At 69.0% G+C, this 22,736-nt stretch carries 18 protein-coding genes and 3 tRNA genes; 11 read left to right on the top strand and 10 right to left on the bottom strand.

Features of this window, described 5'->3' with window-relative positions:
- Positions 1–37 precede the first annotated feature (37 nt).
- Together ACFYW9_RS19995 and ACFYW9_RS19990 are read right to left on the bottom strand one after the other, a co-directional pair.
- Entirely contained in the window at positions 38–1,492 is a 1,455-nt protein-coding gene (locus ACFYW9_RS19995; protein ID WP_389151819.1) for an FGGY family carbohydrate kinase, read from the bottom strand.
- A gap of 160 nt (positions 1,493–1,652) precedes the next feature.
- Positions 1,653–1,958 carry a YtxH domain-containing protein gene (locus tag ACFYW9_RS19990; protein WP_326787975.1) on the bottom strand — a complete coding sequence of 102 codons (306 nt, stop codon included), beginning with the start codon at positions 1,956–1,958 and terminating at the stop codon, positions 1,653–1,655.
- Between the two features lie 144 nt (positions 1,959–2,102).
- Here ACFYW9_RS19990 and ACFYW9_RS19985 point away from each other — a divergent pair.
- The 3 genes from ACFYW9_RS19985 to ACFYW9_RS19975 all read left to right on the top strand — a co-directional run bounded on the left by ACFYW9_RS19985 (position 2,103) and on the right by ACFYW9_RS19975 (position 2,495).
- Positions 2,103–2,175: transfer RNA gene (locus tag ACFYW9_RS19985), tRNA-Asn, on the top strand.
- A gap of 5 nt (positions 2,176–2,180) precedes the next feature.
- Positions 2,181–2,253 (top strand) — tRNA-Asn (locus ACFYW9_RS19980).
- A gap of 165 nt (positions 2,254–2,418) precedes the next feature.
- A tRNA-Ile gene (locus ACFYW9_RS19975) sits at positions 2,419–2,495 on the top strand.
- Positions 2,496–3,492: 997 nt separating this feature from the next.
- On the opposite strand, the gene ACFYW9_RS19970 is transcribed toward ACFYW9_RS19975, so the two are convergent.
- The 3 genes from ACFYW9_RS19970 to ACFYW9_RS19960 all read right to left on the bottom strand — a co-directional run bounded on the left by ACFYW9_RS19970 (position 3,493) and on the right by ACFYW9_RS19960 (position 10,035).
- On the bottom strand, positions 3,493–3,990 hold the full coding sequence (locus ACFYW9_RS19970; protein WP_369482495.1) for a DUF6234 family protein: 498 nt from the start codon (positions 3,988–3,990) through the stop codon (positions 3,493–3,495).
- Positions 3,991–4,417: 427 nt separating this feature from the next.
- Entirely contained in the window at positions 4,418–8,524 is a 4,107-nt protein-coding gene (locus tag ACFYW9_RS19965) for an SGNH/GDSL hydrolase family protein (RefSeq protein WP_389151815.1), read from the bottom strand.
- A 554-nt stretch (positions 8,525–9,078) separates the two neighbouring features.
- A complete protein-coding gene (locus ACFYW9_RS19960) occupies positions 9,079–10,035 on the bottom strand; it encodes a hypothetical protein (protein WP_384798014.1) in 957 nt (318 codons plus the stop codon).
- A 447-nt stretch (positions 10,036–10,482) separates the two neighbouring features.
- Between ACFYW9_RS19960 and ACFYW9_RS19955 the strand changes: the two genes are divergently transcribed.
- From ACFYW9_RS19955 to ACFYW9_RS19930, 6 genes are all read left to right on the top strand, one after another.
- The gene (locus ACFYW9_RS19955) at positions 10,483–10,638 is read left to right on the top strand and encodes a hypothetical protein (protein WP_389151811.1); all 156 of its coding nucleotides are present in this window, start codon (positions 10,483–10,485) and stop codon (positions 10,636–10,638) included.
- A gap of 412 nt (positions 10,639–11,050) precedes the next feature.
- Positions 11,051–11,578, top strand: coding sequence for a hypothetical protein (locus ACFYW9_RS19950; RefSeq protein ID WP_389151808.1), 528 nt, complete (start codon positions 11,051–11,053; stop codon positions 11,576–11,578).
- The gene (locus ACFYW9_RS19945; RefSeq protein WP_389151805.1) at positions 11,571–12,008 is read left to right on the top strand and encodes a hypothetical protein; all 438 of its coding nucleotides are present in this window, start codon (positions 11,571–11,573) and stop codon (positions 12,006–12,008) included. Before ACFYW9_RS19950 ends, ACFYW9_RS19945 begins: the two co-directional genes overlap by 8 nt.
- Entirely contained in the window at positions 12,005–12,688 is a 684-nt protein-coding gene (locus ACFYW9_RS19940) for a peptidase inhibitor family I36 protein (RefSeq protein WP_389151802.1), read from the top strand. Before ACFYW9_RS19945 ends, ACFYW9_RS19940 begins: the two co-directional genes overlap by 4 nt.
- Positions 12,689–13,057: 369 nt before the next feature.
- On the top strand, positions 13,058–13,645 hold the full coding sequence (locus ACFYW9_RS19935; protein WP_351867233.1) for a sigma-70 family RNA polymerase sigma factor: 588 nt from the start codon (positions 13,058–13,060) through the stop codon (positions 13,643–13,645).
- Complete coding sequence (locus tag ACFYW9_RS19930; protein WP_389151798.1) at positions 13,642–14,256, top strand: hypothetical protein; 615 nt, start codon at positions 13,642–13,644, stop codon at positions 14,254–14,256. The genes ACFYW9_RS19935 and ACFYW9_RS19930 overlap by 4 nt, the downstream gene beginning before the upstream one ends.
- A gap of 1,428 nt (positions 14,257–15,684) precedes the next feature.
- Here ACFYW9_RS19930 and ACFYW9_RS19925 read toward each other — a convergent pair.
- Positions 15,685–16,113 (bottom strand): hypothetical protein, encoded by a 429-nt coding sequence (locus ACFYW9_RS19925; RefSeq protein WP_389151795.1) that lies wholly within the window; start codon positions 16,111–16,113, stop codon positions 15,685–15,687.
- 37 nt (positions 16,114–16,150) lie between these two features.
- Between ACFYW9_RS19925 and ACFYW9_RS19920 the strand changes: the two genes are divergently transcribed.
- Complete coding sequence (locus ACFYW9_RS19920; protein WP_389151792.1) at positions 16,151–17,914, top strand: NlpC/P60 family protein; 1,764 nt, start codon at positions 16,151–16,153, stop codon at positions 17,912–17,914.
- 331 nt (positions 17,915–18,245) lie between these two features.
- The gene (locus tag ACFYW9_RS19915) at positions 18,246–19,337 is read left to right on the top strand and encodes a helix-turn-helix domain-containing protein (RefSeq protein ID WP_389151789.1); all 1,092 of its coding nucleotides are present in this window, start codon (positions 18,246–18,248) and stop codon (positions 19,335–19,337) included.
- A 163-nt stretch (positions 19,338–19,500) separates the two neighbouring features.
- Here ACFYW9_RS19915 and ACFYW9_RS19910 read toward each other — a convergent pair whose 3' ends face one another.
- The 4 genes from ACFYW9_RS19910 to ACFYW9_RS19895 are packed head-to-tail and all read right to left on the bottom strand — an operon-like array spanning position 19,501 to position 22,537.
- On the bottom strand, positions 19,501–20,280 hold the full coding sequence (locus tag ACFYW9_RS19910; protein ID WP_389151786.1) for a D-Ala-D-Ala carboxypeptidase family metallohydrolase: 780 nt from the start codon (positions 20,278–20,280) through the stop codon (positions 19,501–19,503).
- A gap of 44 nt (positions 20,281–20,324) precedes the next feature.
- The gene (locus ACFYW9_RS19905) at positions 20,325–20,738 is read right to left on the bottom strand and encodes a hypothetical protein (RefSeq protein ID WP_389151783.1); all 414 of its coding nucleotides are present in this window, start codon (positions 20,736–20,738) and stop codon (positions 20,325–20,327) included.
- 33 nt (positions 20,739–20,771) lie between these two features.
- Entirely contained in the window at positions 20,772–21,164 is a 393-nt protein-coding gene (locus ACFYW9_RS19900; RefSeq protein ID WP_351867259.1) for a hypothetical protein, read from the bottom strand.
- A gap of 32 nt (positions 21,165–21,196) precedes the next feature.
- Positions 21,197–22,537 (bottom strand): GH25 family lysozyme, encoded by a 1,341-nt coding sequence (locus ACFYW9_RS19895; protein ID WP_389151779.1) that lies wholly within the window; start codon positions 22,535–22,537, stop codon positions 21,197–21,199.
- Positions 22,538–22,736 lie beyond the last annotated feature (199 nt).

The raw sequence follows: 22,736 nt of genomic DNA, 5'->3' as shown, positions 1-22,736 counted from the left end.
TGCCGCCTCCGCCTTCGGTCGTACGCCCTCGGAGGGGTTACGCCCGGAACGCCCCGGGATGTGTCTGTTCGCGCACGGTGACGTACTGCTGCCGTACGGCCTGTCCCACGGCGAGTTCGTCACCGGGCTCCAGCACTTGAGCGACCGGGCCCTGCCACAGGGGCGGGGTCCGCGGGTCGAGGGTGCCCCGCGCGACGCCGAGGGCCCAGGCGGCCTGACGGGCGGCGCCGAGCGCCGCGTAGTCCGCGGGCTGCGGTACGACGACCTGCGCGCCGAACAGCGCGGGCGCCACGGCCTGGACGGCGGGCAGCTCGGCGGCCTGGCCGAGCAGGAAGATCCGGCGTACGTCGACACCCCGGCCGCGCAGGACGTCCAGCGCGTCCGCGAGCCCGCACAGCATGCCTTCGAAGGCCGCCCGCGCCAGGTGCTCGGGCTTCATCGACTCCCGGCGCAGACCGGCCAGCGTCCCCGCCGTGTGCGGCAGGTTCGGCGTGCGCTCGCCCTCCAGGTACGGCAGCAGGACGAGCCCGTGCGAGCCCGGCGTCGACTTCATCGCCAGCTCGGACAGTCCCTCCAGGTCGGGCACGCCGAGGAGCTCCGCGGCCCCGCGCAGGGCCCGTACGGCGTTGAGCGTGGTGACGACCGGGAGGTGCATGCCGGTCGCGTCCGCCAGGGAGGTGATCATGCCGGTGGAGTCCGCCAGCGCCTCGACGTGGACGGCCATCACGGAGCCCGAGGCGCCCAGCGACACCACCGCGTCGCCGAGCCCGATGCCGAGCCCGAACGCCGCCGCCATGGTCTCGCCGGTCCCGGCGGATATCAGCAGGCCCTCGGGGGTGGTCCCCGCGGCCTCGGAGGGGCCGAGCACGTCCGGCAGTCCGGCCTGGTGGCCGAGCGCCAGCTCGACGAGGTCCTGCCGGTACGCGCCGGTCGCCGCCGACCAGTACCCGGTCGCCGAGGCGCCGCCCCGGTCCGTGGTCCTGCGCACGGGCCGTCCGAGAAGCTGCCACACCAGCCAGTCGTGGGCCTGGAGCAGCATGCTGGTGCGCCGGGCCGCGTCGGGTTCGGTCTTGCTCAGCCAGCGCAGTTTGGTCACCGGCTGCGCGGCCTGCGGGACACTGCCCACCGCCTGCGCCCACGCCTCGCGACCGCCGAGCGCGTCGATCAGATCGGCCGCCGAGACCTGCGCCCGCTTGTCGCCGCCGACCATCGCGGGGCGCACGGTGTTGCCCTGCGGGTCCAGCGGGACGAGCCCGTTCTGCTGGGCGGACACGCCGATGGCCTGAACGCCTTCGAGCAGCCCGCCCCCTGCGGCCTCGCCCAGGGACAGCAGCCAGGCCTGGGGGTCCACGTCGGAAGGACGGCCGCCACCCTCGCCGCTGTCGACCGGATGCGGCGCATACCCCTGCCTCAGCACGGCACCCGTGTCTGAGTCGCAGACGACGATGCGAGTGAAATCGGGCGCACTGTCCAGCCCGGCGACTATCCCCATGGCGGGAATTCTGCCGTACGGCGGAAGCGGGTGCCGCCGGGCCGTCCCGAGGACGGGCGGCACCGGCCTCCCCGGGGTCTGCCGTCCGGATCGGGCGGGGCCGGGGCGCGGTGCCTCGCAGGCCGCCCCGCGTCCCGCCCCGTGATCCGAACGACACGCCCTAGGTGTTGCTGGTACCCCAGTCGTCCTCGCCGGTGCCGGCCGCGTTCCGCTCGCGCAGGGAACGCACCCGGTCCGTGACCGAGTCGGGGACGCGGTCGCCCACCTTCTCGCTCACGGTGTGCAGCGCCTTGCCCGCGATCTCGCGGCTCTGGTGGGCCGCGGTCTCGGCGGTGTTGCGCACCGCGGGGTTCTGCGCGACCTGGCGCATGGACTTCTTGAGCTGTTCGTAGCGCTCGCGTCCGGCCCGCGTGCCGAGCACGTAACCCAGGGCCAGTCCGGCGACGAACGTGAGCCGGTAGCGCATGACGACCACCCTTCTCTTGCGTCGGCATCGGTGCGGAGGGAACCGATTGGCGGAGCACCCCCCTGCTTGCGCTAATGTATGTGTCGCAGCAAGCGCACGCCCCCTGGCGAATACCCAGGTGGGTGCGTTCGATGCAGAGATCAATCCCCTGTAGCTCAATTGGCAGAGCAGCCGGCTGTTAACCGGCAGGTTACTGGTTCGAGTCCAGTCGGGGGAGCTCGATCTCCTGTAGCTCAATTGGCAGAGCAGCCGGCTGTTAACCGGCAGGTTACTGGTTCGAGTCCAGTCGGGAGAGCAACGAAAGAGGACCCTTCGGGGTCCTTTTTCATGTCCGCGGGAACCGCCCAGGGCATGCCGAAGGCATCATGGTCGCGTGAAGCCGACCAGCTGGAGCAGGAGATCGTATGAGCGGCTATGCTGCGGCAGACGGCGCGCACAAATGTGCGCGGCGCGCCGTAACGGGGCGGTAGCTCAGCCGGTTAGAGCAGCGGACTCATAATCCGTCGGCCGTGGGTTCGAGTCCCACCCGCCCCACCACAGAAGTGGCCTGACCCGCGGAAGCGCCCCTCGTGAGGTGTTGGATCGTCAACTTCGGCTCAATGGACTGAATCCGCTGCTCGCGACTTCGGAGCGCGGTGGGGATCTTGCTCTCTCGCGGAGCAGGCATCGTGCTGACCTGCGGGAACGCTGACGAGCGGAGCTTGAGTCGATGAGTCGGCAACATCTCCCCGATCTCATTTCCATGATCGTGGGGACGTGTTGGGGACGCAGGGTTTCGGTGGGGTCCGTCGGCCACTGTCCGCGGGCTGTCTTTATTGGCGTCCGGGAGCCCTCTTGGCGGGACCGCTGACCGGGTTCGACCTCGACTTCGAGGAGCTCGATCGCGTCAGCGCCGGGGCGTGGGGGTTGGTGTGCGCCGGACAGAAACTGCCCGAACTGAAACGACCCGGGCGTTCCTATGAGTCGGTGGAGGCCGGAGCGGCGGGTGTGACGGTGGCCACCAGCGTCGGTTCGTATCACCTGGCGCCGATCCGAGCCCACGCCCACGGGACACTGCGGCCGGTTGCCGCCTCCAGTTCCCGCAGGGCTGCGCCCCCGGTCACCCGCTTGTGGAGCCGCGTCCTGATGTCCGGGTGCTGAGGTGTTCGGCCGGACGGCGACTACTGCACGTCGCCGCCCGCCTCACCCGCGGCGGCCGACGCCTGCGCTTGCGGATATCCGCGACCTGGCCCTGGAGAAACGAGCTGGCCGCGGCCTTCCACCGCCTCACCGCACTGTCCCGTCTCATCGGCTGACCGGCAACCCCCTTGCCACCCAAGACCCGAAGGACCCGACCGCCACGCCGGGTCTCCATCATGCCCGAACACCCAGAATGCTTCGGCCACCCGACAGTGACCCCTCAACGACGCTTCACCGCTCCAACCGAATCGGCGAGGCCGACAGGCATTACTCGGCCTCGCCGCCCTCTGCCGCTACAAACGGCTCCTCCGCCTCACCGCGTAGGACACGGTCTGAAGACGGACCAGAAGCCGGTTCACCGGCTGCGCCGTACTTGGGGCGGACGGCTGGGGTGGTCGGTAATGCGATCGGTGGTGTGGTGCGAGTAGGGGCCTGACACGGACGCGTCGGCCCGGGCACTGCGGTGCTCGTCGATCTGCGCGCCGCCGATGGCGACCGCCAGGACGGTGACGCCGACGAGTACCTGCAGGCAGGTGCTGACGACGGCGCGGAGTCGGTAGAGGAGCACTGCGCTCAGCACCATGACGACGCCGGCGATGCCGACGTGGAGCCAGTTGGGAGTAAGGGAGATGTCGGAGTTGTCCGCACCGGGGTCGAACGGCTTCCAGCCGCTGTAGTCGATGCTGAGCAGGAAGGTCGCGACGGCCGCGATGGCGTCGAGAACGAGCAGCCCGACGGCCAGTGCGATGTCTCCGGCAAGGGGCAGCCACCGGTGTCCGGTCCGTGGGGGCGGCACGTTCTCGCCGCGGAACTGTGGCAGGCCGGAAGGCTTCGGGGAGGCGGGGTCGTTCATGGGCACAAGTTTCCCTCGATGGCAGGACCGGGTCCTGAGTACCGGTACTCAGGACCCGGTGTTGTGGGGACGTCAGCCGTGGATCAGGGGCGAGCCGAGGGTTTCCTGGGTGATGGCGCCCTTGCCGTCGCCTTCGATGTCGTAGACGGTCGTCGAGTCCGTTGATCACCACAGTTCGCCGCCGTGGAGCACGGACGGTGCGGTGCAGGTGTTCGCGGGCTCCACCAGGAACCATGAGCAGTTGTCGTTGACGAGTCCGGTCAGGCTGAAAGCCGGAGGTGCCCGCCGAGGCCAGCGCGGCGGCCAGGGCGACGAGTGCGAGGGCGGCGGCTCCACCGGCGGTGGACAGAGACCCCTCATGGCGAGGTATGTCCGTTCCGACCGGGTGGGGCCCCGCGGCGAGCGGGGCCCCTGAGGGACAGCGGGGTTACAGGCCCATGTCGATGAAAGTGCGCTCCAGGGAGTCGGCGTACAGACGGGCGCCGCCGATCTTCGGGTGGAACGACTGGGCGGACAGACCGTAGTTCTCGAGGATCGGGTAGTCCGTCTTCGGCTGGTCCGAGTCCACCAGCGTCTTGACGATGCCGTGGACGGACTCGGGGTCACCGCAGACCGCCTTGCCCGCGAAGTTCTGCTTCGGGTTGGAGAACCATGCCTGGGCGCCTGCGGCCTTGGTGGCGTTCACGGACTGCTGCATGGCGGCCGAGAGCGTGTCGGCCACACTGTTGAGCCAGTCGGAGGAGGACGCGGACAGACCGATCTGGCCGACCCCGGGCACCGTGATGCTCAGGCACTCGCCCCGGTGCTCGATCAGCGGCGGGTACCCCATCAGTACGATTTTCGCCTTGGGGGCCTTCTCGTGAATCTCCGCCAGGACCTTGGCGATGTCCGGCCGGACGATCTCGTCGATGATGCCGGCCACGGCCTGCTCGAGGGGCTGGCCGATGAACTTGCGGTCCCGGCCGGCCAGTTGGTTGTCGGTGTCGCCGTCCTCGAAGGTCTTGTCCTTGCAGTTGCCGCCGTTCATCACAACCAGGCACTTCTGGATGATGGCGGAGAAGCGGGCGTCGTTGCCGCCGATGGAGAGGGTGACCAGGGTGGTGTTCTGATCCAGGTAACCCTTGTCGATCTGCGGCTTCTCACCGCCGTTGCCTTGCACGATGCCGTTGTGCAGCATGTGGTAGGTGCGGGCGCCGGAGCAGGCGATCAGGTGGTAGTCCATGGCGCTTCCGTAGCCGTCGGCCAGGGTTCCGATCGACGCCGACCGGCCCGGGAGCCTCGCCTGGCGCGACCACGCCTGGGTGGAGCGATGGCAGGCGTCGCGGGTCTTGTCCTCCTGCTTGTCCAGGTAGTTGGTCTCCGGGTAGTAGTCCCGGTTGCCCTCGGAGGCACCCTCACCGGAGGAGTACGAGTCGCCCATGGCGACGACGAAGTCCTTCGGCTTGGCCGACAGCGGCTGGAAGGCCACCGAGTCCCAGGCGATGTCCTCGTCCCCGGTGCCGTCCTGGGTGTCGGTGTCGAGGGTCACCGACGGCGTACCGGTGAAGTTGAACACGCCCAGGTCGACCCACTTGTTCTGACCTATCCGCTGCGGGTGCACACGGACGGGTGAGAGCGAGTCGGTGCCGCCCACCTTGTAGGCGGCCTGCCGGGTGTGGGCGCCATGGTCGGGCATGTGCACGAAGACGCGCATCCAGCCGCGCTGGCTGCCGCTCAGCGTCCACTTGCCGGAGACGTTCAGCCGCTTGCCGTCAGCGGTCGCCAGCCAGCGGGTGTGCCCCATCCAGAAGTGGTTGTTGTTGCCCGCGCCGACCTGGTGCAGGTCCATCTTGGAGGGGTACTTGTTGTTCTCGCCGGCGAAGGTGAACTGGAAGGAGCCGTTCGAGCTCACCGTGCAGGTGCGCCCCGAACTGCCAGCAGGGACAGTGCCGTTGGGCAGATCGTCCACGATCAGGGATCCGGACGGCAGGCCGGTGTTGCAGCGCGGGGGGTAGGAGTTCTCGTCGGGCTGCTCGGGATAGGTGTCGTCGAACCGGTGGACCGGATTGCCGCACCGGGCCTCGGTGGTGCAGTTCTTCCAGCTGGCCGGCTGGTTCCACCAGCACTTGAGGTACAGCGGGTTGTCGCTGTGCGGGTCACCGGGCAGAGCGCACGGCCCCTTGCCGTCGTCGTTGGAGGCGCCTTCGCTGATCTTCGAGGGCACGCAGTCGTTCTGCGGACCGCAGAAGGTGAAGATGGGCGGCTTGGCGGAGGTGCGGGCGTCGTTGGAGTTCCACCACGCGGCACGGTAACCCGCCTGCATGTCGCCCGGCTTGAACATGGCGGAGATCGGACGGGCGGCCCAGCCGATCACCTTCTCCTCGTACGGCCAGTCCTGCGGGTGCGCGGCGTGACTGTAGTCGTCCTTGCCGTCCGCCTTCTCCAGGAAGGGGGTCCGGTTCTCCTTCCACAGCGGGTTGGCCGGGTTGTTCGTCCAGCCGACACCCCACTTGCCGTTCTGCGGAGCCGACTTGGGGTAGTACCCCGCGTTGTACGCCCACAGCGCGTAGAACCAGTTCTCGATGTACTTCGGCTGGCCCTCGTTGACGGTCAGGCCGTCCTTGCGGGTGTCGTTCCACTTCCCGATGAGTACGTTGACACCCGCCGCGATGTTCGCGGCGTAGTCGAGCGCGACGGCTTCCTGCTGCGCCGTGGTCTTGGGCTGCTCGCCCTCCTTCTCCTTGCCGTGCATCCGCATGCCGTCGGTGACCTGTGCGATGCCGTATCCGCAGTCGGCCTTGGCGAAGTCGATCGCCCAGGGATCCTGCTGCTGGCCGTTGGCGGCGAACTTGACGCCGTAGAAGTTGCCGATCAGCGAGTTGGCCGTGACGCCGGGCACCGCCAGGCGGGTGGCCTGCCACATGTTCGACTCCTGCGCCGTGATGCCGAGCATCACCTGCGCGGGCACGTGCCAGTCCTCGCCGGACCCGCCCGCGAGCGACGTCAGCGGGAAGAGCGCCTGCGGGGCGTAGGCCGCCATGCCGGTGTTCTTCCAGTTCGCCGGACGCGTCGCGCCCTTGTTGAGCTTGCCGACGACGGCCTGGTCGACCGCCCACTCGACCTGGCGGGGAGTGGGCTGGAACGCCTGTTTCTTGGGGTCGTTGCGCGCGACCGAGCAGTAACGGTCGTCCTCGACCGGGTCGTTGGCCGCCACCATGGGGCCGACCCGGGTCCTCGCGCCCTGCGCGAGCAGGACCGGGCTCGTCTGTATTCCCTGCGTCACCGCGCGCTGCCCGCCGATGTTCCCGGATCCGGGATAGGCGTCCAGGACGACGGTCTTGCGGGTGTCCAGGGCCTTCACCGTGGTACGGACGGTGCGGGCTTCCAGGGCCTCCTGCGGGCGTATCCGGGAGTCCTTGCCGTCCGCCCAGCGGGCGGTGACCACGGCCTGGCCCCGGCTGGAGACGTGGGCATCCTTGTCGATGCCGCCGGGGTTGCTCAGCCCGTTGTCCGCGGCACGCGGGGTGGAGACGGCCTCGCCGGTCACGTACACCTTGCCCGAGGGCGTGGTGGTGAGGTCGAACTCGTCGAGCTTGCCCTGCGCGAGCCCGGCAGGCCGGCTTCGGCCGTCGGCCTTCTTGATCTGTCCCGCGCTGACGCGGGAGACCGTGGCGGTGTTCTGCGCCGCCGCGGAGCTGAGCGCCTTCGACGGCCTGGGCGCCGGGTCGATGAACGTGACGCCGCCGTCGGAGTCGGCCTTGAGCTGGAACGGCGTGGCCTTCGTGGTGGCGATGTCGTGGGTTTTGCCGTCCTTGACGCTCACGATGTGGTTACCGGCGGAGGCGACGATGCCCTGGTCGGTGGGCACGGCCGAGGTCACCTGCCCGGTGACCGTCTGCTTCGTGCCGGCCTTTCCGGTCCTCGCGTCGACCGTGACCAGCCGGGTCTGGTTCTTCGCCGACCCGTCGTCGGTCAGTGCCGTGAACACCGCCTTCTCGCCCTGGCCGCAGCCCGGGGAGAAGTAGCCCAGTGTGGCCTGGAAGGGCAGCTTCGTGACCTGGCCGTCGGTCAGGTCGACGACGGCGGTGAACGCTCCGCGCGTCATCAGTTCGGGGTTGTTGGTGAAGGTACGGGGCGCGTAGGCGACGGCCGCGTACTTCCCGGACTCGGTCAGGCAGGCGTTGCCGATCCAGGTGTCGGTGTCGAAGCCGGGCTCGGACAAGGTCGCCGCCGTCTTCCAGGCGTATCCCTGCTTCTCGTCCGCGACGAGGACGTGGAAGCCGGTTCCGTCACCGGAGGTGGTGAAGGCACGGTCGGACGACTTCCCGTAGTCCTTGCCGAGGACGTCCGCGCGTCGGTCGGCCGGGACCGCGGCGGGCCGGTCGCCGGACTTGGCACCCGGGTCCTGGGCGGCCGGTGCCGACCAGCCCTTGGCCTTTCCCTGCGGGCCGGCCGCAGCGTAGGCCTGCGTCGTGGCGACACCGGAGGACAGGGCCAGGGTGAGGACCGCCGTCACCGGTAACTGAACACGCCTCAGCATGGTGTTGCGTCTCAAGTGAATTCTCCTTCTGCGGAGTTGCGCTTTCGAACTGCGATAAATGAACGGTGCCGTCGGCGAAGGAGGGAGCGCGGCGGTCACACGGATCGAGCAGTTGCGTGGTCACCGGCCGCGTCGGCCTCAGGCGCGACTGCACACTGCGGCGGCAAGGTGACACACGAAACGTGACAAGACACAGCGCAGCATTCCCCCCATTGAAAGCGCGCATTGGGAACCGGTGTTCGGTTCCGTGGTCACTCGGAATGTATCAGTGCGTGACGATAAGTGTCACCAACAATCTTCACAGCGGACTCATGTGCGACATGAGTCACACGACTTCCAGTCGGCCGAAAATTGTCGCCGGACATGGTTGCGGCGGGCATTGACGAGTTGGATCCGCGCGTTCACCGACTCGATCGTGTTCGTCGTACAGACGACGCGCCGGATCTGGGTGTCGAAGGCGGATCACCGGCCGGTACCGAGACCTCATTTTGCAGCGATCAGTTAGCCGCAAGTCCGGAAAACGATACCCGCACGGTCGTTACCTGTGGCTGCCAGGTGCGGGAAGCGGTTCAGCCGCCGGTGAAGTACGAAGGCGTGCGCACACTCATGGTGCCGGCGAGCTTACGGAGAACGGTGTCGCTCACTGGAGGGGTGCGGGCCTGGATGACTGCGACGGTGTTTTTGACCCGGGTGAAGTACTCGACGTAGTCGTACTTCGACCATCGCCACACTCCGGGAGCCACCGGGTTGCAGGCGGGTGACGGCACCGGGTAGACGCTGGTGAGCGCGGCACAGTGGGAGGGTGGGGTGAAACCCGGCTGCAGGGGGCCGACGGTCACCTGGATCTCTTGTCTGAGTTCGTCCATGGTGTCCGCGCCGCTCAGGCTGTCGGGTGAGATCCGGTAGTAGAAGGTGGCCTCGCCTTCGGCCGTCGATCGGTTGGTACCGACGCCGTTCAGGTGGTAGCCCGCGGGCAGTTGCGGCCCGAGCAGGGGGATATGTGCCCGGGCCAGTTCGCTGTCCTGCCCGCTTTGGACGTGCTGTGTGGTGGCGAGCGAATCGAGGGGCATCAGCAGGGCCAGGGCGAGGGCCACGACTGCTCGCGGCCACAGTGGCCTGTGGGGCTGGGTGATCCAGGCCGCGAGGGCGAACGCCGCCACGCACAAGGCGGGTTGGACATATTGAGCGCCGCCGGGAAACCACTGAAGAGTTTTGATGTTCCGGACCAGGTACCAGCCGATGCCGGTGCCGATCAGCGCGGTGAGCCAGGCCGGCCGGACTCTGAGGAGGCGCAGAGCCGGCCAGGCGAGGAGGAAGTTCAGAAAAGGCAAGACGTACAACCATAGGACGGCGAAGCCGAGACAGCCGTAGTCCGGCGCATTCCGGCAGGCACTGGAGTCCAGGACCAGCCACGTTGCGAGTGTGGAGACGGCCACCGAGGCGAGCCCGGCTCCAGCAGCCTGTGCCGCACGCTTCACATACCGCGGCCGTTTCACGGCTGCCGGTTCGACCAGCGCAGTGCCCATCCCGTCTTCCCTCGATTCGCGCCAGAGCGTAGTGGATCAACCGCCGCCGTGGCGGCCGGCCACCTCATCATGCAAGACACGATAAGAGTTTCGAACGGAGACGCGACCGGACTCCCGGGAGCGGGGCTGGGATCCAAGGGGCCTACTTTCAGCCGATTTGATGCGAGGCGATGTCCGGGTGGCCCTTGCTTTTCACGGGGAATCCTCTGTGACTGCGGCAGGATCGTGATGTCGGCTGGCCGGTCGATGTATCGCTTTCGAGCCACAGGAGAGAGACGATCTGCCGATTTTCTCTTGCGTCTCAGGGTTATCGCCTGTCTACAGTTGTCTCGCTCGCCTCGAACGCGTCTGACCAACCGTTCGAAAAAAGGGGGGTATTGGCGCGGACACTGGGGGATCCGCTTGCCTCTTCGTGTGATTTCCCCTGTCCGAAAGGGAGGGGTGCTGATGGCTGACGAGATAGTGCTGCAGCCGCAGGAATTCGGCAACGCGTCTTATGGCAACCGCATCGGCATGGCTGTCAAGGAGGACGGGGCGTCCGCCGACCCCTTCCAGCCGGACAGGTGCCGGGCCGCGCAACGGCTGGCTCGCCGCCAAGCCTGACCTCCGTACCCGGCCGACAAGCGAGGACCCGCGCTCCGAGCCTCCGGCCCCGCGGGGCTTCCCCAGGATCCTGTGGGGCCGACTGCGCCCACTCCTGCCACGACGCCGACCCTGACTCCGATCCTGCCGGGCCCGTTTTCGGAGCCCGCGGGCCGCGGCGGCATGACGGAACCCGACCAGGACGCGCGGACCGTTCGGCCTGCGCGCAAGAGCCGGTGTGCCCGGTCAACCGCCGGAAGCGCACAAGGCCCGGCTCCGGCTGCTCCGCCGGCGAATGCGGCGTCCTTCCTGCCATCTCACCCCAAGACCCCATCCCGGCCCGCGTCTTGGGCAAGCGCCGCTGCTCGGACGGTCCAGGTCCCGGTGGCGGGGGCTCTTCGATCCTGCCTGTTCACCAACAAAGGAAGTGCTGATGCGTCACCTGCTCATGTCTGCCGGATCGATCGGCGCGGCCGTGGCTTCTTGCGTGCTGCTGGCGACCCCGGCATCCGCCACGGACCAGTTCTCCCGTTCCCAGTTCGATGTCGTCTTTCCCGGTCAGAAACCCGCGACGACCTACTACGTGCAGAACACCGCCAGGCTGAAGGACGGGCTGATCTCGGGCAAATCGACGGCGACCTGGCAGATCCTTGACGATCAAGCCATCGACCTGTCCGAGCGGTTCACCAGCTTCAAGATCACGACAAGGCTGGAAGAGCGTCTCACCAAGACAAGCGAGGACCACGTCGTCACGACCAAGACGTGCGATCTGACCCGACTCGTCAACGACAACTACACCTGGTTCCTCGACGAGCCGGTCAACAACTGCCTCGCCCCGTCCACGGTTTACGACGGTGAGGTGTGGTGGTCGGCGGATTCGACGGTCGTCTACGACATCGAGGGCGACGACAAGGCGGCCATCACCAAGGACCTGCAAGGCTCACCCCTTGTCCATGGCTGACCCGTCGCGTGCCGAGGCCGGGAAGAGAACCCTGCCCGCGTTCCTGCTGATCGCCGTCGTCCTGCTCTCGGGATGCAGCATGGAGACCTCACCGAAGGGCGATCCGGCCGCCTCGGGCGGTCGGTCTACGGCCGGCACGTCCTTGGCCAGGAACGACAGCGACCTGGCGGCACGCTACCGAAGCGCCGGCGGATACCGGGACGTGTACGGCCTCAAGTACGTGAAGAACCGGGCCGGTGTGCCGGTCCTCACCGTGTGGACCCGTAAGAAGTCCGGCTACGGAAGCGAATTCGACGCATTCGACAAGACGTTGACGTCTTTCCTGACCGGAACGGGCGTCGACCTCCAGCAGGGCTACGTCCTCACTGTTCACGGTCCCGACGGGGCCATATTGCACCACTACGACACCACGTTGGAGAACAGCCCTTGATACCCAAATCCCTTGCCTCCGCCCTCCTCTGCACCGTCTCCGCGGGCGCCCTCCTCCTCGGCACCGGGCCGTTGGCGCACGCAGACGAACCCGTCCCGGAACCGTCGGTCACCACAACCCCGGCCCCGGTCGAAGAGGAGCCGACGGAACCGGTGAAGCCGGTGATCGCCGACTACCGGGGACAGAAGATCGACCTCTCCTCGTCATGGGAAGGCGCCAACATCTGCACCGAACTTCCCGACGGCGAAGTCCATTGCTACGACACGGACGAAGAATCCCTGGCAGATCCGGACCTGCCTGCGAAGGTCCGGGAGGACACCCTCAAGGCCTCGAAACTCCAGGCTGCTTCGGACCCGCGCGACAACTGCGCGTCCGACTACTGGTGCCTGTACCAGGACCCGAACTACAAGGGCAGGCGTCTGCAGTTCTCCAGCAGCGGCAAGAAGAACCTCGGCGACTACGGATTCCGGGACAAGCTCAGCTCGGTCTACTACTGGGTCGCCCGTTGGCCGCTCAACTACGGATACGCGACCATCTGGGACTCGCGTTCAGGTCTGCTGCACGACCGGCAGCGCGATCTCGAGCCTCCGCACGGCTGGTCGAACTTCAAGAACATGGACTACCCCGGTGGCGGCAACTGGAACGACAAGGTCGACGCGTTCGAAGTCAAGCGTGCATGAGAGGCACCGCGGACGTTCGCAAAGAGGTGACGCTTTCCGTGCGCGGGCACGTCACCGGGGGCGAAGCATCCGCGGACCACAGCTCCCACCGCGGTCGCCGAGCTGCGACGATCCTGCCGTGACCTCCGTCGAACCCTGATCGAACGGTCTGTCCCCGCCCCTCGTCGGTCAGGCCTTCCGGCAGGTGCGAAGCGGTGCCGGCCGGCTCTTCCAGCGCGGCACGGCCGCCCTCGGTGAGACGCTCGCGGAAGTCGGCCGGCACGCTGTGGTGGAAGCCGGGATCGTCAATTCGCCAGGAGCTGTAAGAGATCCGGCCCGGCCGGACATCTCCCGGTTGACAGTCGTTGACGGGCGGAACACGGAGGTGCTGTGAGACGACGACGAACAACCGCCGGGGAGTACGGTGACCCGGCCGGACACCGGGCCCTGGAGGCTCTCTATACGGCTCATGCCGATCGGGTCCTGGCGTATCTGCTGCACCGTACGGACCGGGAGACAGCACAGGACATCCTGTCGGAGACCTTCGTGCTGGCCTGGCGCAAATCCGGGTCCGTGCCCGACGATGCCCTGCCGTGGCTGCTCGCCTCGGCCCGACGACTGCTCGCCAACCGCGTGCGGTCGGACCAGCGGCACCGTGCGCTGACCGTGCGCTTGGCGGTGATGGCCGACCGGACGGGGGCCACGGAGATCGGGGACGCGATAGGGACACGGGCCGAGGTGGCCGCTGCGCTGTCGGCGCTTTCCGAACAGGACCGGGAGGTACTCGTGCTGAGTGCCTGGTACGGACTGACGGCCAAGCAGGCGGCCCTGGTCCTGGGCTGTACGGCCACTGCCTTCGCTGTGCGCCTGCACCGGGCGCGCAAAAGGTTCAGGGCGGCGCTGCCCCGTTCAGACCGTGCACAGCCGGTCCATGGCGCTCTTACCCAGGCCCACTTCACCCAAGGGGAGTCAGCATGAAGCAGACCGTCACCAAGCGCAGCCAGGCGTCCGACCTCGGCGCCATCCGCGCCCTGCGCCCCACCGGCGACGGCACCGACGGTTGGGCGGCGTCCGAAGACGGCCAAGCCGTCCTGCGGGAGGTTCTGCGACGTACCGAACAGCCCCGTGGCACGCCCCGTTCCGGGAGGCCTCGGCACCTGTTCATGGTGGGTGCGGTCACGGCCGTCCTCCTCGGGGGCGCCACCACGGCCGCCGTAGCCACATTCGGGCCATGGGGCGAGGACGGGCGCAACGTCATGTGCGCTCGCACGCTGTCGCCCGAGGCGGACCTGAGCCAACTGCCGCTCAAAGCAATGAAGGATTTCGATCCGCAAGACGCGGCGCGTTCCTGCGCGGCGGCCTGGGACCGGATGTGGAAGCGGCCCACACAGGGCACAGTGCCACAGACTCCCAAGCCGACCCGTTTCGTGGCCTGCTATTTCCCCAGCGCCCAGCCCGACAGCGGCGAGTCCTCCGCCACCGACGGCCATGGGGAACTCGGCGGGCCGGTGATCTACCCGGCGGACGGCTACGCCACAAAGGAGGCAGCTTGCGCAGCCATCGGCTCCAGGCCCGTGGCAGGCGGTTGAGACCAACGGTTTAAGCCAGTTGACGTTTAACGGCGATCCGGGGCGCTCCTGGTGGCGGAGCCCGCGAGCCATCGCTCGACCAGGTTCAGCCAGGATGAGCCGGCCGGCGTGAAGTGCAGGGGGAACCGGGGCGTACCAGACCCTTTGAGCCCGCCCCAACTTTGGACCTGCCCTCTGGTGCGTGTATTGAGTCGTGATGAATCGGTGGTCCGGGTGAGATCTCTGATGCAGAACATCGAGGCTCGTAGGTGGAGGCTGGCGAGGTAGCTGTCCGGGGTTTGATGCCCCTATGGACGTCAAGCAACGATGCTGGCGGTCTCTGTCTGGTCAGCGGGAGTAGTCGCGGGGACGAGGAGTCGGTAGATCTCTCGTGCGACGTAGCGTCCGAGCCAGCGGATGATCTCGCGGCGTGTCTTGCTCTCGATCAGACGTCGTTGCAGGTAGTCGCGAGTGCGGTCGTCCCAACGCAGACTGCCAAGGGCGATCCGGTAGAGGGCGGCGTTCGCTTGGCGGTCGCCGCCGCGGTTCAGCTGGCGGCGCTGGGGTTTGCTGCACGATCGGGTGACATCTTGACCTGCCCCACCTCTCAGGTTCCGGTTCTGGTGGCTAACTGGCGGCGTGGATGGTTCCTGGGGCGGCAAGCTCCACGTGAACGGGGCTGAGCTCTGCGTAGACGCCCGGCCTGCGGAAAGGCCACAGAGGCTCCGCCCCGGTTCAGGGGTGGAGCCTCTCTGCGTTGGAAGCGGAATCCGCTGCGGGCGAGTTCGACCGCTGAGTCCGACCTGCCGGGATCCTTCCCCAGGCACTGGAGTCCGTCCCCGCGGGGACGTGTTGGGGACGCGTTGGGGACGCAAGGACAGGAACTGACTGACAAAGGCTGCTGAGCATGAGCACGCTGCACGCGCTCTGAGCAGGGAAAACGTCAAGGATGAGCGTAGAAACGCACGGGCCGCCAAGATCCTCAAAGGACTCATAATCCGTCGGCCGTGGGTTCGAGTCCCACCCGCCCCACCACAGAAGTGGCCTGACCCGCGGAAGCGCCCCTCGTGAGGTGCCGGACCGTCAGCTTCGGCTCAACGGATCGAATCCGCCGCTCGCGGCTTCGGAGCGCGGTGAGGCTCTTGCTCTCCCGCGGCGCAGACGTAGCGCTGGCCTGTGGAACGCCGACGAGCAGAACTTGAGCCGACGAGTCGGCGACATCTCCCCGACCTCATCGGCCCGAGCGGTGCAGCGCCTGATCGCGACGTGGGGCCCGTACCGCCGGATACAGGCCCCTTTGCCGTGTTGCTGCTGACGCTGACGCTGAAGACCCGGCAGGGAGCGGCAACCGCCCCTGCACCAGGGACAGCGCGATGGTCTGACCCGCACCGGCGTGGCTGCTCACTGCGCTTGCGCCGAGGCCCAGGGCGGCGGAGCCGTGTCACGGGCTCATGCGCCGAGCCGGTTGATCTCCCTGCTGTCCAGGACGCGCGGGCACCGCACACGGGGCCTGGCGACCGCCGGCGTCGCGCGGCCGAGGTGCTCGGTGGTCGTGGTGTGGGAGGGGGCGATACGGCGGAGAACGGGGTAGAGCCAGGACACGAGGGTGTACATGACGCGGTGGAGGCGGGTCTCGGAGACGGCGCCGTGCAGAGGCTGGATGTAGCCCGGGCGGAACATGTACGCGTTCATCGGCATCGCCAACAGGGCGTTCTCGGTGCGGCCCTTGACCCGGGCCCACATCGTGCGGCCGCGCTCCGTGCTGCCGGTGCCCTCGCCGGAGACGTACGTGAAGGTGATGCCGGGGTTGTGCTCGCCGACCGCGCGGGCCGCGGCGAGGGCGAAGTCGTAGGGGTCCGAACTCGGCCAGAGAGCCACTGTTCATGTGTTCGACCCGTTGGGGATCATGATCCCCATGTCTCACGCTTCCCGAAGAAGGCTTCTCGCCGTTCTCGCGGCCTCCGCCGCCTCCGTGCCGCTCGCCGGAGCGGCGTCGGCTCCGGCCCGTGCCGCCGGGGCGACCGTCCCCGTGGACCCCTTCGCGGGTCCGGCGGGCCTCTCCGCGGCCCGTTCCTCGGTGACCCTGCCGCCGTTGGACGCCTCCTACTTCACCTCGGTGACACTCGGCGCCCCGCTCACCGCGACCGTGCTGGCGGGAACCCCGGCGCGCACCGAGGTCACCTCCGGCGGTCGGCGCGTCGCGCTGCTGACCCACGGCGCGCGGACGGTCGTGGTGCCCGGCCCGCAGCGCACGTTCGCGGAGAACAAGCGGTCCTTCGTGGACGACTTCCAGCGCACCCTGCCCGATCCGTCGCTCGCCGCGGAGGACCGGAAGTACTGGGGTACGTCTCCCGGAGGCGGCAGCTGGTCGACGCTCGGGCCGGCGGACACCGACTACTCCGTCGTACCGGGCAGCGGTGTCGTCAGCCTGACCACCGAGAACTACAGCCGGCACGCCACCTTGCGCGACGACGAGATCACCGATGTCGACGTCCGCTGCACGGTCCGGTTCGACAAGGTGCCCACCGGCCAGGCCTGTTCCGTCGGTCTGACGTTCGGCTATCAGGACACCCACAACAACTACCGGGCCCGGCTGTCCTTCCTGACCTCGGGCGCGGTCGAGCTGCGCGTCGAGAAGGAGGCCGACGACACGGTGACACAGCTGGCGACCGCCCTCACCCTCGCCACGGGCGTGCCCGCGGGGACCGACTGGACGATCCGGGTCCGCCGGGAGGGCAGCCGGATCCAGGCCAGGGCGTGGCGTTCGGCTTCGGCCGAGCCGGCCGCGTGGGCCGTCGACGTCGGCGACGCCACCTTCTCCAAGGGCCGGGTGGGCCTGCGTGCCCTGGCGGGCACCGGCTGTACGAACCTGCCGGTCAAGCTTTCGGTCAGCCGCTACGAGGTGGACGCCGCGAACTGGCGGACGCCGCCGGCCGTCACCCACGGGGACTGGGTGCGGGTGCTGCCGGAGCCGTTCGACGGAACCTGGACGACGCGGCTGGAACAGACGATCCGCGGCTGGGCCGGTTCCTGCGCTCCCGACGTCCTGGCCCACGCCGCGATGTTCCTCGGCGGCGCGCCGGCGGTCACGGCCGGGGCCGGACCGGCCCAGGGCAAGCAGGTGCTGGGCGAGGCCGGGTACGGCTACCTCGACCCGCAGGGCTATCGCTACGAGGGCGCCGACTTCCACGAGTACATGAACACCGGCTGGACCTTCCCCGACGGGACCTACACCGGGCCGTCGGGCAAGCAGGTCGGCAACCTCGACTGCTCGGGCTACACGCGGATGGTCTACGGCTATCACATGGGCGTGCCCCTGGCCGCCGGCGCGGACACGTCCGGCGACCGGATCCCGCGCAAGTCGCGGGACATCGCCGACCACGCCCCCGGGGTGCTCGTCGACCGCACCGACGGCACCGCCCCGCCCGCAGCCGCCCTGCTCCAGCCCGGCGATCTGGTGCTGTTCAACGCGGACTCGGGCGACGACGACGCGGCCACCGGCACCGCGACCGTCGACCACGTCGGCATCTACCTCGGCAAGGACGCGGCCGGCAAACGGCGTTTCCTCTCCAGTCGCAAGACGGTCGACGGGCCCACCATGTCCGACCTGGGCGGGGCGTCACTGCTCGACGGCACGGGCACGTACGCGACGAAGCTGCACACCGTGCGCCGTATCTGAACCCGCCGTCCGCGAGCGGCGCGGACGGACGCGGAGGCTCCGCCCCGGTGCCGGGGCGGAGCCTCCGCGCACCGGAAGGGGAATCCGCCGCGCCGTGGTCCGAGAGGGCCCGCCGGGCCGGAGCGCCGTTCGGGATCCCGTATCGGGCAGGTCTCCGAGGGAGCGGCAGGGCCACACGGGGACCGCGGCGACGGGCCTGTCCCTTGACTCCTTTTCAAATGCCTTATTTTGAAAGGCCGTTGACGATCGCGTTCCGGCAGTCAAAGGGCGGGCACAGGTTTCCGCGGTGTAGCTTCTACCCGTCAGTAGAGGCTTGAGCAAGGGTGGATGCGTGGCTGCCCCTTCGCAAACCGAGAAGTTCGCCGCCTGCCTTCGGATGCTGAAGGACCGCAGTGGCCGGGGCTATGACCGCCTCGGGAAGGAAGCGGGCGTCAGCGGCTCCAGTCTGCATCGCTACTGCTCCGGCCTCGGTGTCCCGACGGACTACCGGGTCGTGCACTCCTTCGGCAAGGTGTGCGGGGCCAGTCCGGAGGAACTCCGCGAACTCCACCGGCTGTGGGCGCTGGCGGACACCGACCGGAACGTGCCGGCCGTGGCCGCAGTGACCACCGAGGGCGGCCGCGAACCGGAACCGACGCCGGAGGGTCCTGTCGTGGCCGCGCGGACGGCCCCCGGACCCGACGCCGCCGCCCCGCCGGAGACCGCCCCCGCCGGGACCGGGAAGCCGCGACGGCCCCGGGTGCCCGAGAAGCTGTCCTCCCGCTTCGCGGTACTGGCCGGCGCGGTCGTGGTCGTGATGGGTCTGGTGGCCGGGTTCGTGTGGATGCCCGCCGACGCCCCGCCTTCGGCCGAGGACGGGCTGCTGTACTCCTCCGCGTGCAAGTCGGTGAGCATGGGACAGCACGACGAGTGCGTGCGCGAGGTCCAGACCCTGCTGGTGCGGGCCAAGGGCAGGCTCGCCGTCGACGGTGACTTCGGGCCCGAGACCCTGCGCAGGCTCACCGCGTTCCAGGTGCTGGCGGGCATGCCCGCCAGAAGCGTCGTCGACGAGGAGACGAAGAAGGCGCTGTACGCGCAGAAGGTGAGCATGGCGACCTGGTCGCCGGACAGAGTGGCGAAGCGGATCCGTGAGGTGTTCGCCGAGGACCCCGGCACCGCCGTGGCCGTCGCCCGCTGCGCCTCGTTCCTCGACCCGCTGTGGGTGCTGCCCAACACCAACGGCAGCCGCAACTGGGGCGTGTTCCAGATCTCCGACGTCCGCCTGCGGGAGCTCGGCGGCACACCGCTGCGGGCGTTCGACCCGGAGTGGAACATCCGGGCGGCCCACCGGTTGTGGAGCGCCCGGCACGACTTCCACGACTGGCCCTCCTGCGAGGCGGCGCTGAAGGACTCCAAGGACTCCAAGGACACGGCGAAGAGCTGAAGGCGGAGGGCCGCGCGGGAGAGGTGGAGCGCGGAGGCCCCGGGTACTGCCCCGCGATACCCGGGACCTCCGCGCTCCGGATCACCGTGACCTCGGAACTCCAGGTCACCGGGACCTCCGTGCTCCCGATCACCGGGACCCCGGCCCGGGGTCACCGGGAGCGTCAGACCGTACCGCTCTCCCACCACCAGTCGCGGCCGAGGTCGGCCCGGCTGTCGACGTGCTGGTGGTCGACGGTGTACCGCTCCAGGCCGGAGAACCCGCAGGTCTCCGCCTTCTGGTAGACGGTCTTGGTGGCCACGCCGGGAACGTCGAGGTCGGCCGCGGTGCCGTACAGGTGCATGCTGTCGCTGGCCCCGCCGATGTCGGCGTTGTGCTCGATGCTGCGGAAGCCGGAGTTGACCGTGATCGGCTTGTCGCCGAGCTTCTTGCGCAGCGCCTCCAGCTTGTACATGCAGCGCCGGGCGTTCTCCTTCGCGGCCGCCGCGCTCACCTTGCCGCCGTTGAAGGTGCCGCTCGACTGGTCCACGAACTCACTCCAGTTGAAGTGGGCCGTGGAACCGTCCGACTGCTCCAGCGCGTTGAGCTTCGCCTGGGTGTTCGGGCCGGCGACCCCGTCGTTTTCGAGGCCGTACGCCGCCTGGAACCGCTTGACGGCCGCGGCCGTGCCGGGACCGAAGTCGCCGTCGAGGCCGACCCGGGTGTGGCTGGCGCTGTCGGCCGCCCAGCCGGCGACACGGATCTGCAGTTCCAGCACGTCGGCGCCGTTGTCGCCCTGCTTCATGGTGCGCGACCACGAGTAGGCCTGCGCGGTACCGGAGAACAGGACCTGGCCGAACGCGACGCCGGCGCCGACGGCGAGCGTGCCGCGCAGCATGCTGCGGCGGTCGAGGGAGCGGCTGCCGACGGAGCGGGCGGCGGCGGAGCGGAAGAGGAAACTCATCGTCGTCCTTTCGGAACGGTGGTGGGAGAAGGAGCGGAAAGAGGTCAGTAGGCGAGTTGGAAGTTCACGTTCTGCGCGTCGGTGTCATAGGGGCCGACGCGCAGGACGAAGCGGGTGCCGTCCTTGACCTCGGTGGCGACGGTCGCCCACGGGGTGCCGTGGAGGGAGTACGTGTTGTCGTGGTTGCACTTGTCGGTGTGGTCGACGAACACCACGCAGGCGTAGAGGAACGCCCCGTTGTCCGTGGTGAGCCGCATGTTGACGTCACCGCACCGCGAGGACGTGGTGAAGGGGCCGAAATCCTTGGGTCCCACCTGGTAGCGGTAGTTCAGGTTCCTCGCGCCGCCGTAGCAGCTGGTCGCCGCGGCCGAGGACTGCGCGGCGGCGGGCGCGGCACCCGCTCCCAGCAGTGCGGCCACGGTGACGAGAGCCGAGGCGAGCGCCCTGGTCTTGATCATGGTGGTCTCCGTTCGGTGAGGTGGGTGAGAGGGTCAGAAGGCGATCTGGAAGGTGGCGGAACTGCCTTCCAGGTCGACGCCGTTGGGCACGGTGAACCTGGTTCCGTTCAGGACGTCGGTGGCGATGGTCGTCCAGCTCCGGCCGATCTTGGTCCAGTAGTTGCAGGCGCCGGCCCTCGCGAACTGCACGCAGGCCCAGCCGAAATCGGCGTCGCCGCCGGTCATCCGCATGTTGATGTCCGTGCAGCGGCTCGTGGTCACGTACGGGCCGAAGTCGCGCACCTCCCCGTAGTGCACCGTGACCGCCCCGCCGTAACAGCTCGTGGCGGCGGCGCCGGCCGAGGCGGCCGAGGCGGGCGCCGGAACGGTGAAGCCCAGGGCGACGAGCAGCGCGACGAGGGACGCGCGGGCGAATCGGCCGGTCATGCGGGTCCTCCTCGATACGTACATGTCCGGGGTCACCGGTTGGCCAGCCGGTCCAGATCGGCCTGGGTGCCGTTGAACACGTCCCCGGTCGCCGGCGCCCGGACGCCCGGGAAGATCGCGGCGTCGGTGTACTGCCACATCGCCCAGCTCGTCGAGCCGTTCGGCACCGGCGGCTGGGTGATCGACTGGCGGTAGTCCGCGAGTTGCAGCGGATACCGGGCGAAGGCGGTGGTCGACCCCATGCAGTCGTCCAGGAAGGACTTCTGGGTGTAGATCATCGGGACCCGGCCGAAGGCGCTCTCCACCCGGTCGAGCCAGGCCTTGGCGTCGGCCACCGTGCCGTAGGCGGGACAGCGCCCGCTGCCGTCGTCCATGCGCTCCAGGTCGAAGATCGGCGGCAGGTCGCCCGCCCGCTTCCCCGTGTAGCCGGTCGCCCGCACCGCGGCGATGAACCGGTCGGCCTGCGCGGCACCCGTGTCGGCCGCCGTGCCCGTGTAGAAGTGGTACGGCGCCACGGCCAGCCCCGCCGCCCTGGCCCCCTCGAGGTCGGTGGCGAGGTATTCGTCGGTGACGTTCATGCCCCGCGTGGCCTTGACCGTCGCGAACTCGGCACCCGAGGCCCGTACGGCCTTCCAGTCGATCGGCGCCCCGCCGGGGTGCTGGTACTTGGCCGTGTCCAGACCGTCGATCGGGTGACCGGCGGGGTGGGGCGGCGTGCAGTACGCGTTACGGCTGGACCAGTCCACCAGCTTGGCCCAGGTGTTCGGGCCCACGGTGCCGTCGGCACTGAGGTTGGCGCAGTGCTGGAGCTCGATGACCCGGTTCTCGGTGCCGCCCCCGAAGTCGCCGTCGACGGTCAGCGGCGGATAGTGGAACGGCTCCATGGCGAGGTTCAGCCGGCACTGGACCTCCTTGACCTCATCGCTCTTCGTGCCCTTCTTGAGGGTCGGGCGCGCGTCGGTGTGGCCGCACACGGTCGCCTGTGCCGTGCCCGCCGTGCCCTGGGTCGCGCAGGTGTGCGGCTGGGCGGCCCAGGAGTTCAGCGCCGCCCAGGTCTGCGGGCCGAGCACGCCGTCCGCGCTCAGCCCGGCGCACCGCTGGAACTCCTTGACCCGCGTCTCCGTCCCCGGTCCGAACGAGCCGTCCGCCGCGATCGGCGTGTAGCGGCTCGGCTTCGTCGCCAGGTCGAGCTGGCACTGCGCCTCGACCGTCGCGTCCCCCGTGGATCCCTGCTTCAGCGTGGGCTGTTCGCTCGTGTGTCCGCAGACCGCGACCGCGGCGGCCGGCGCCGCCTGCACCGTCACGGGCCCGCACAGGGGCAGGACCGCTGCCACGGCGAGGGTCAGGCCCCGCAGTAGCGTCCTTGTTCCCATCTGGTGTTCCCCCTCTGATCGGAGCCGGGAATCCCCGGCCGCCGGCCATGCTGGCAGCGCCTGTTCCCGCGGGGGATCCTCTTGATCGGGATCGGGACGCCGGGACAGTCCCACGCATGTGACCTGCGGGAACGCATCACCTCTGGGACGGGCATGGGACACGGGCGGCGACGGGGCCCGGTCCGGGCGCGGGCATGCG

Origin of the sequence: Streptomyces sp. NPDC002698, assembly GCF_042888945.1 — a bacterium.
Taxonomy (GTDB): Bacteria; Actinomycetota; Actinomycetes; order Streptomycetales; family Streptomycetaceae; genus Streptomyces.
This window is presented reverse-complemented; position numbering and strand designations above follow the sequence as displayed.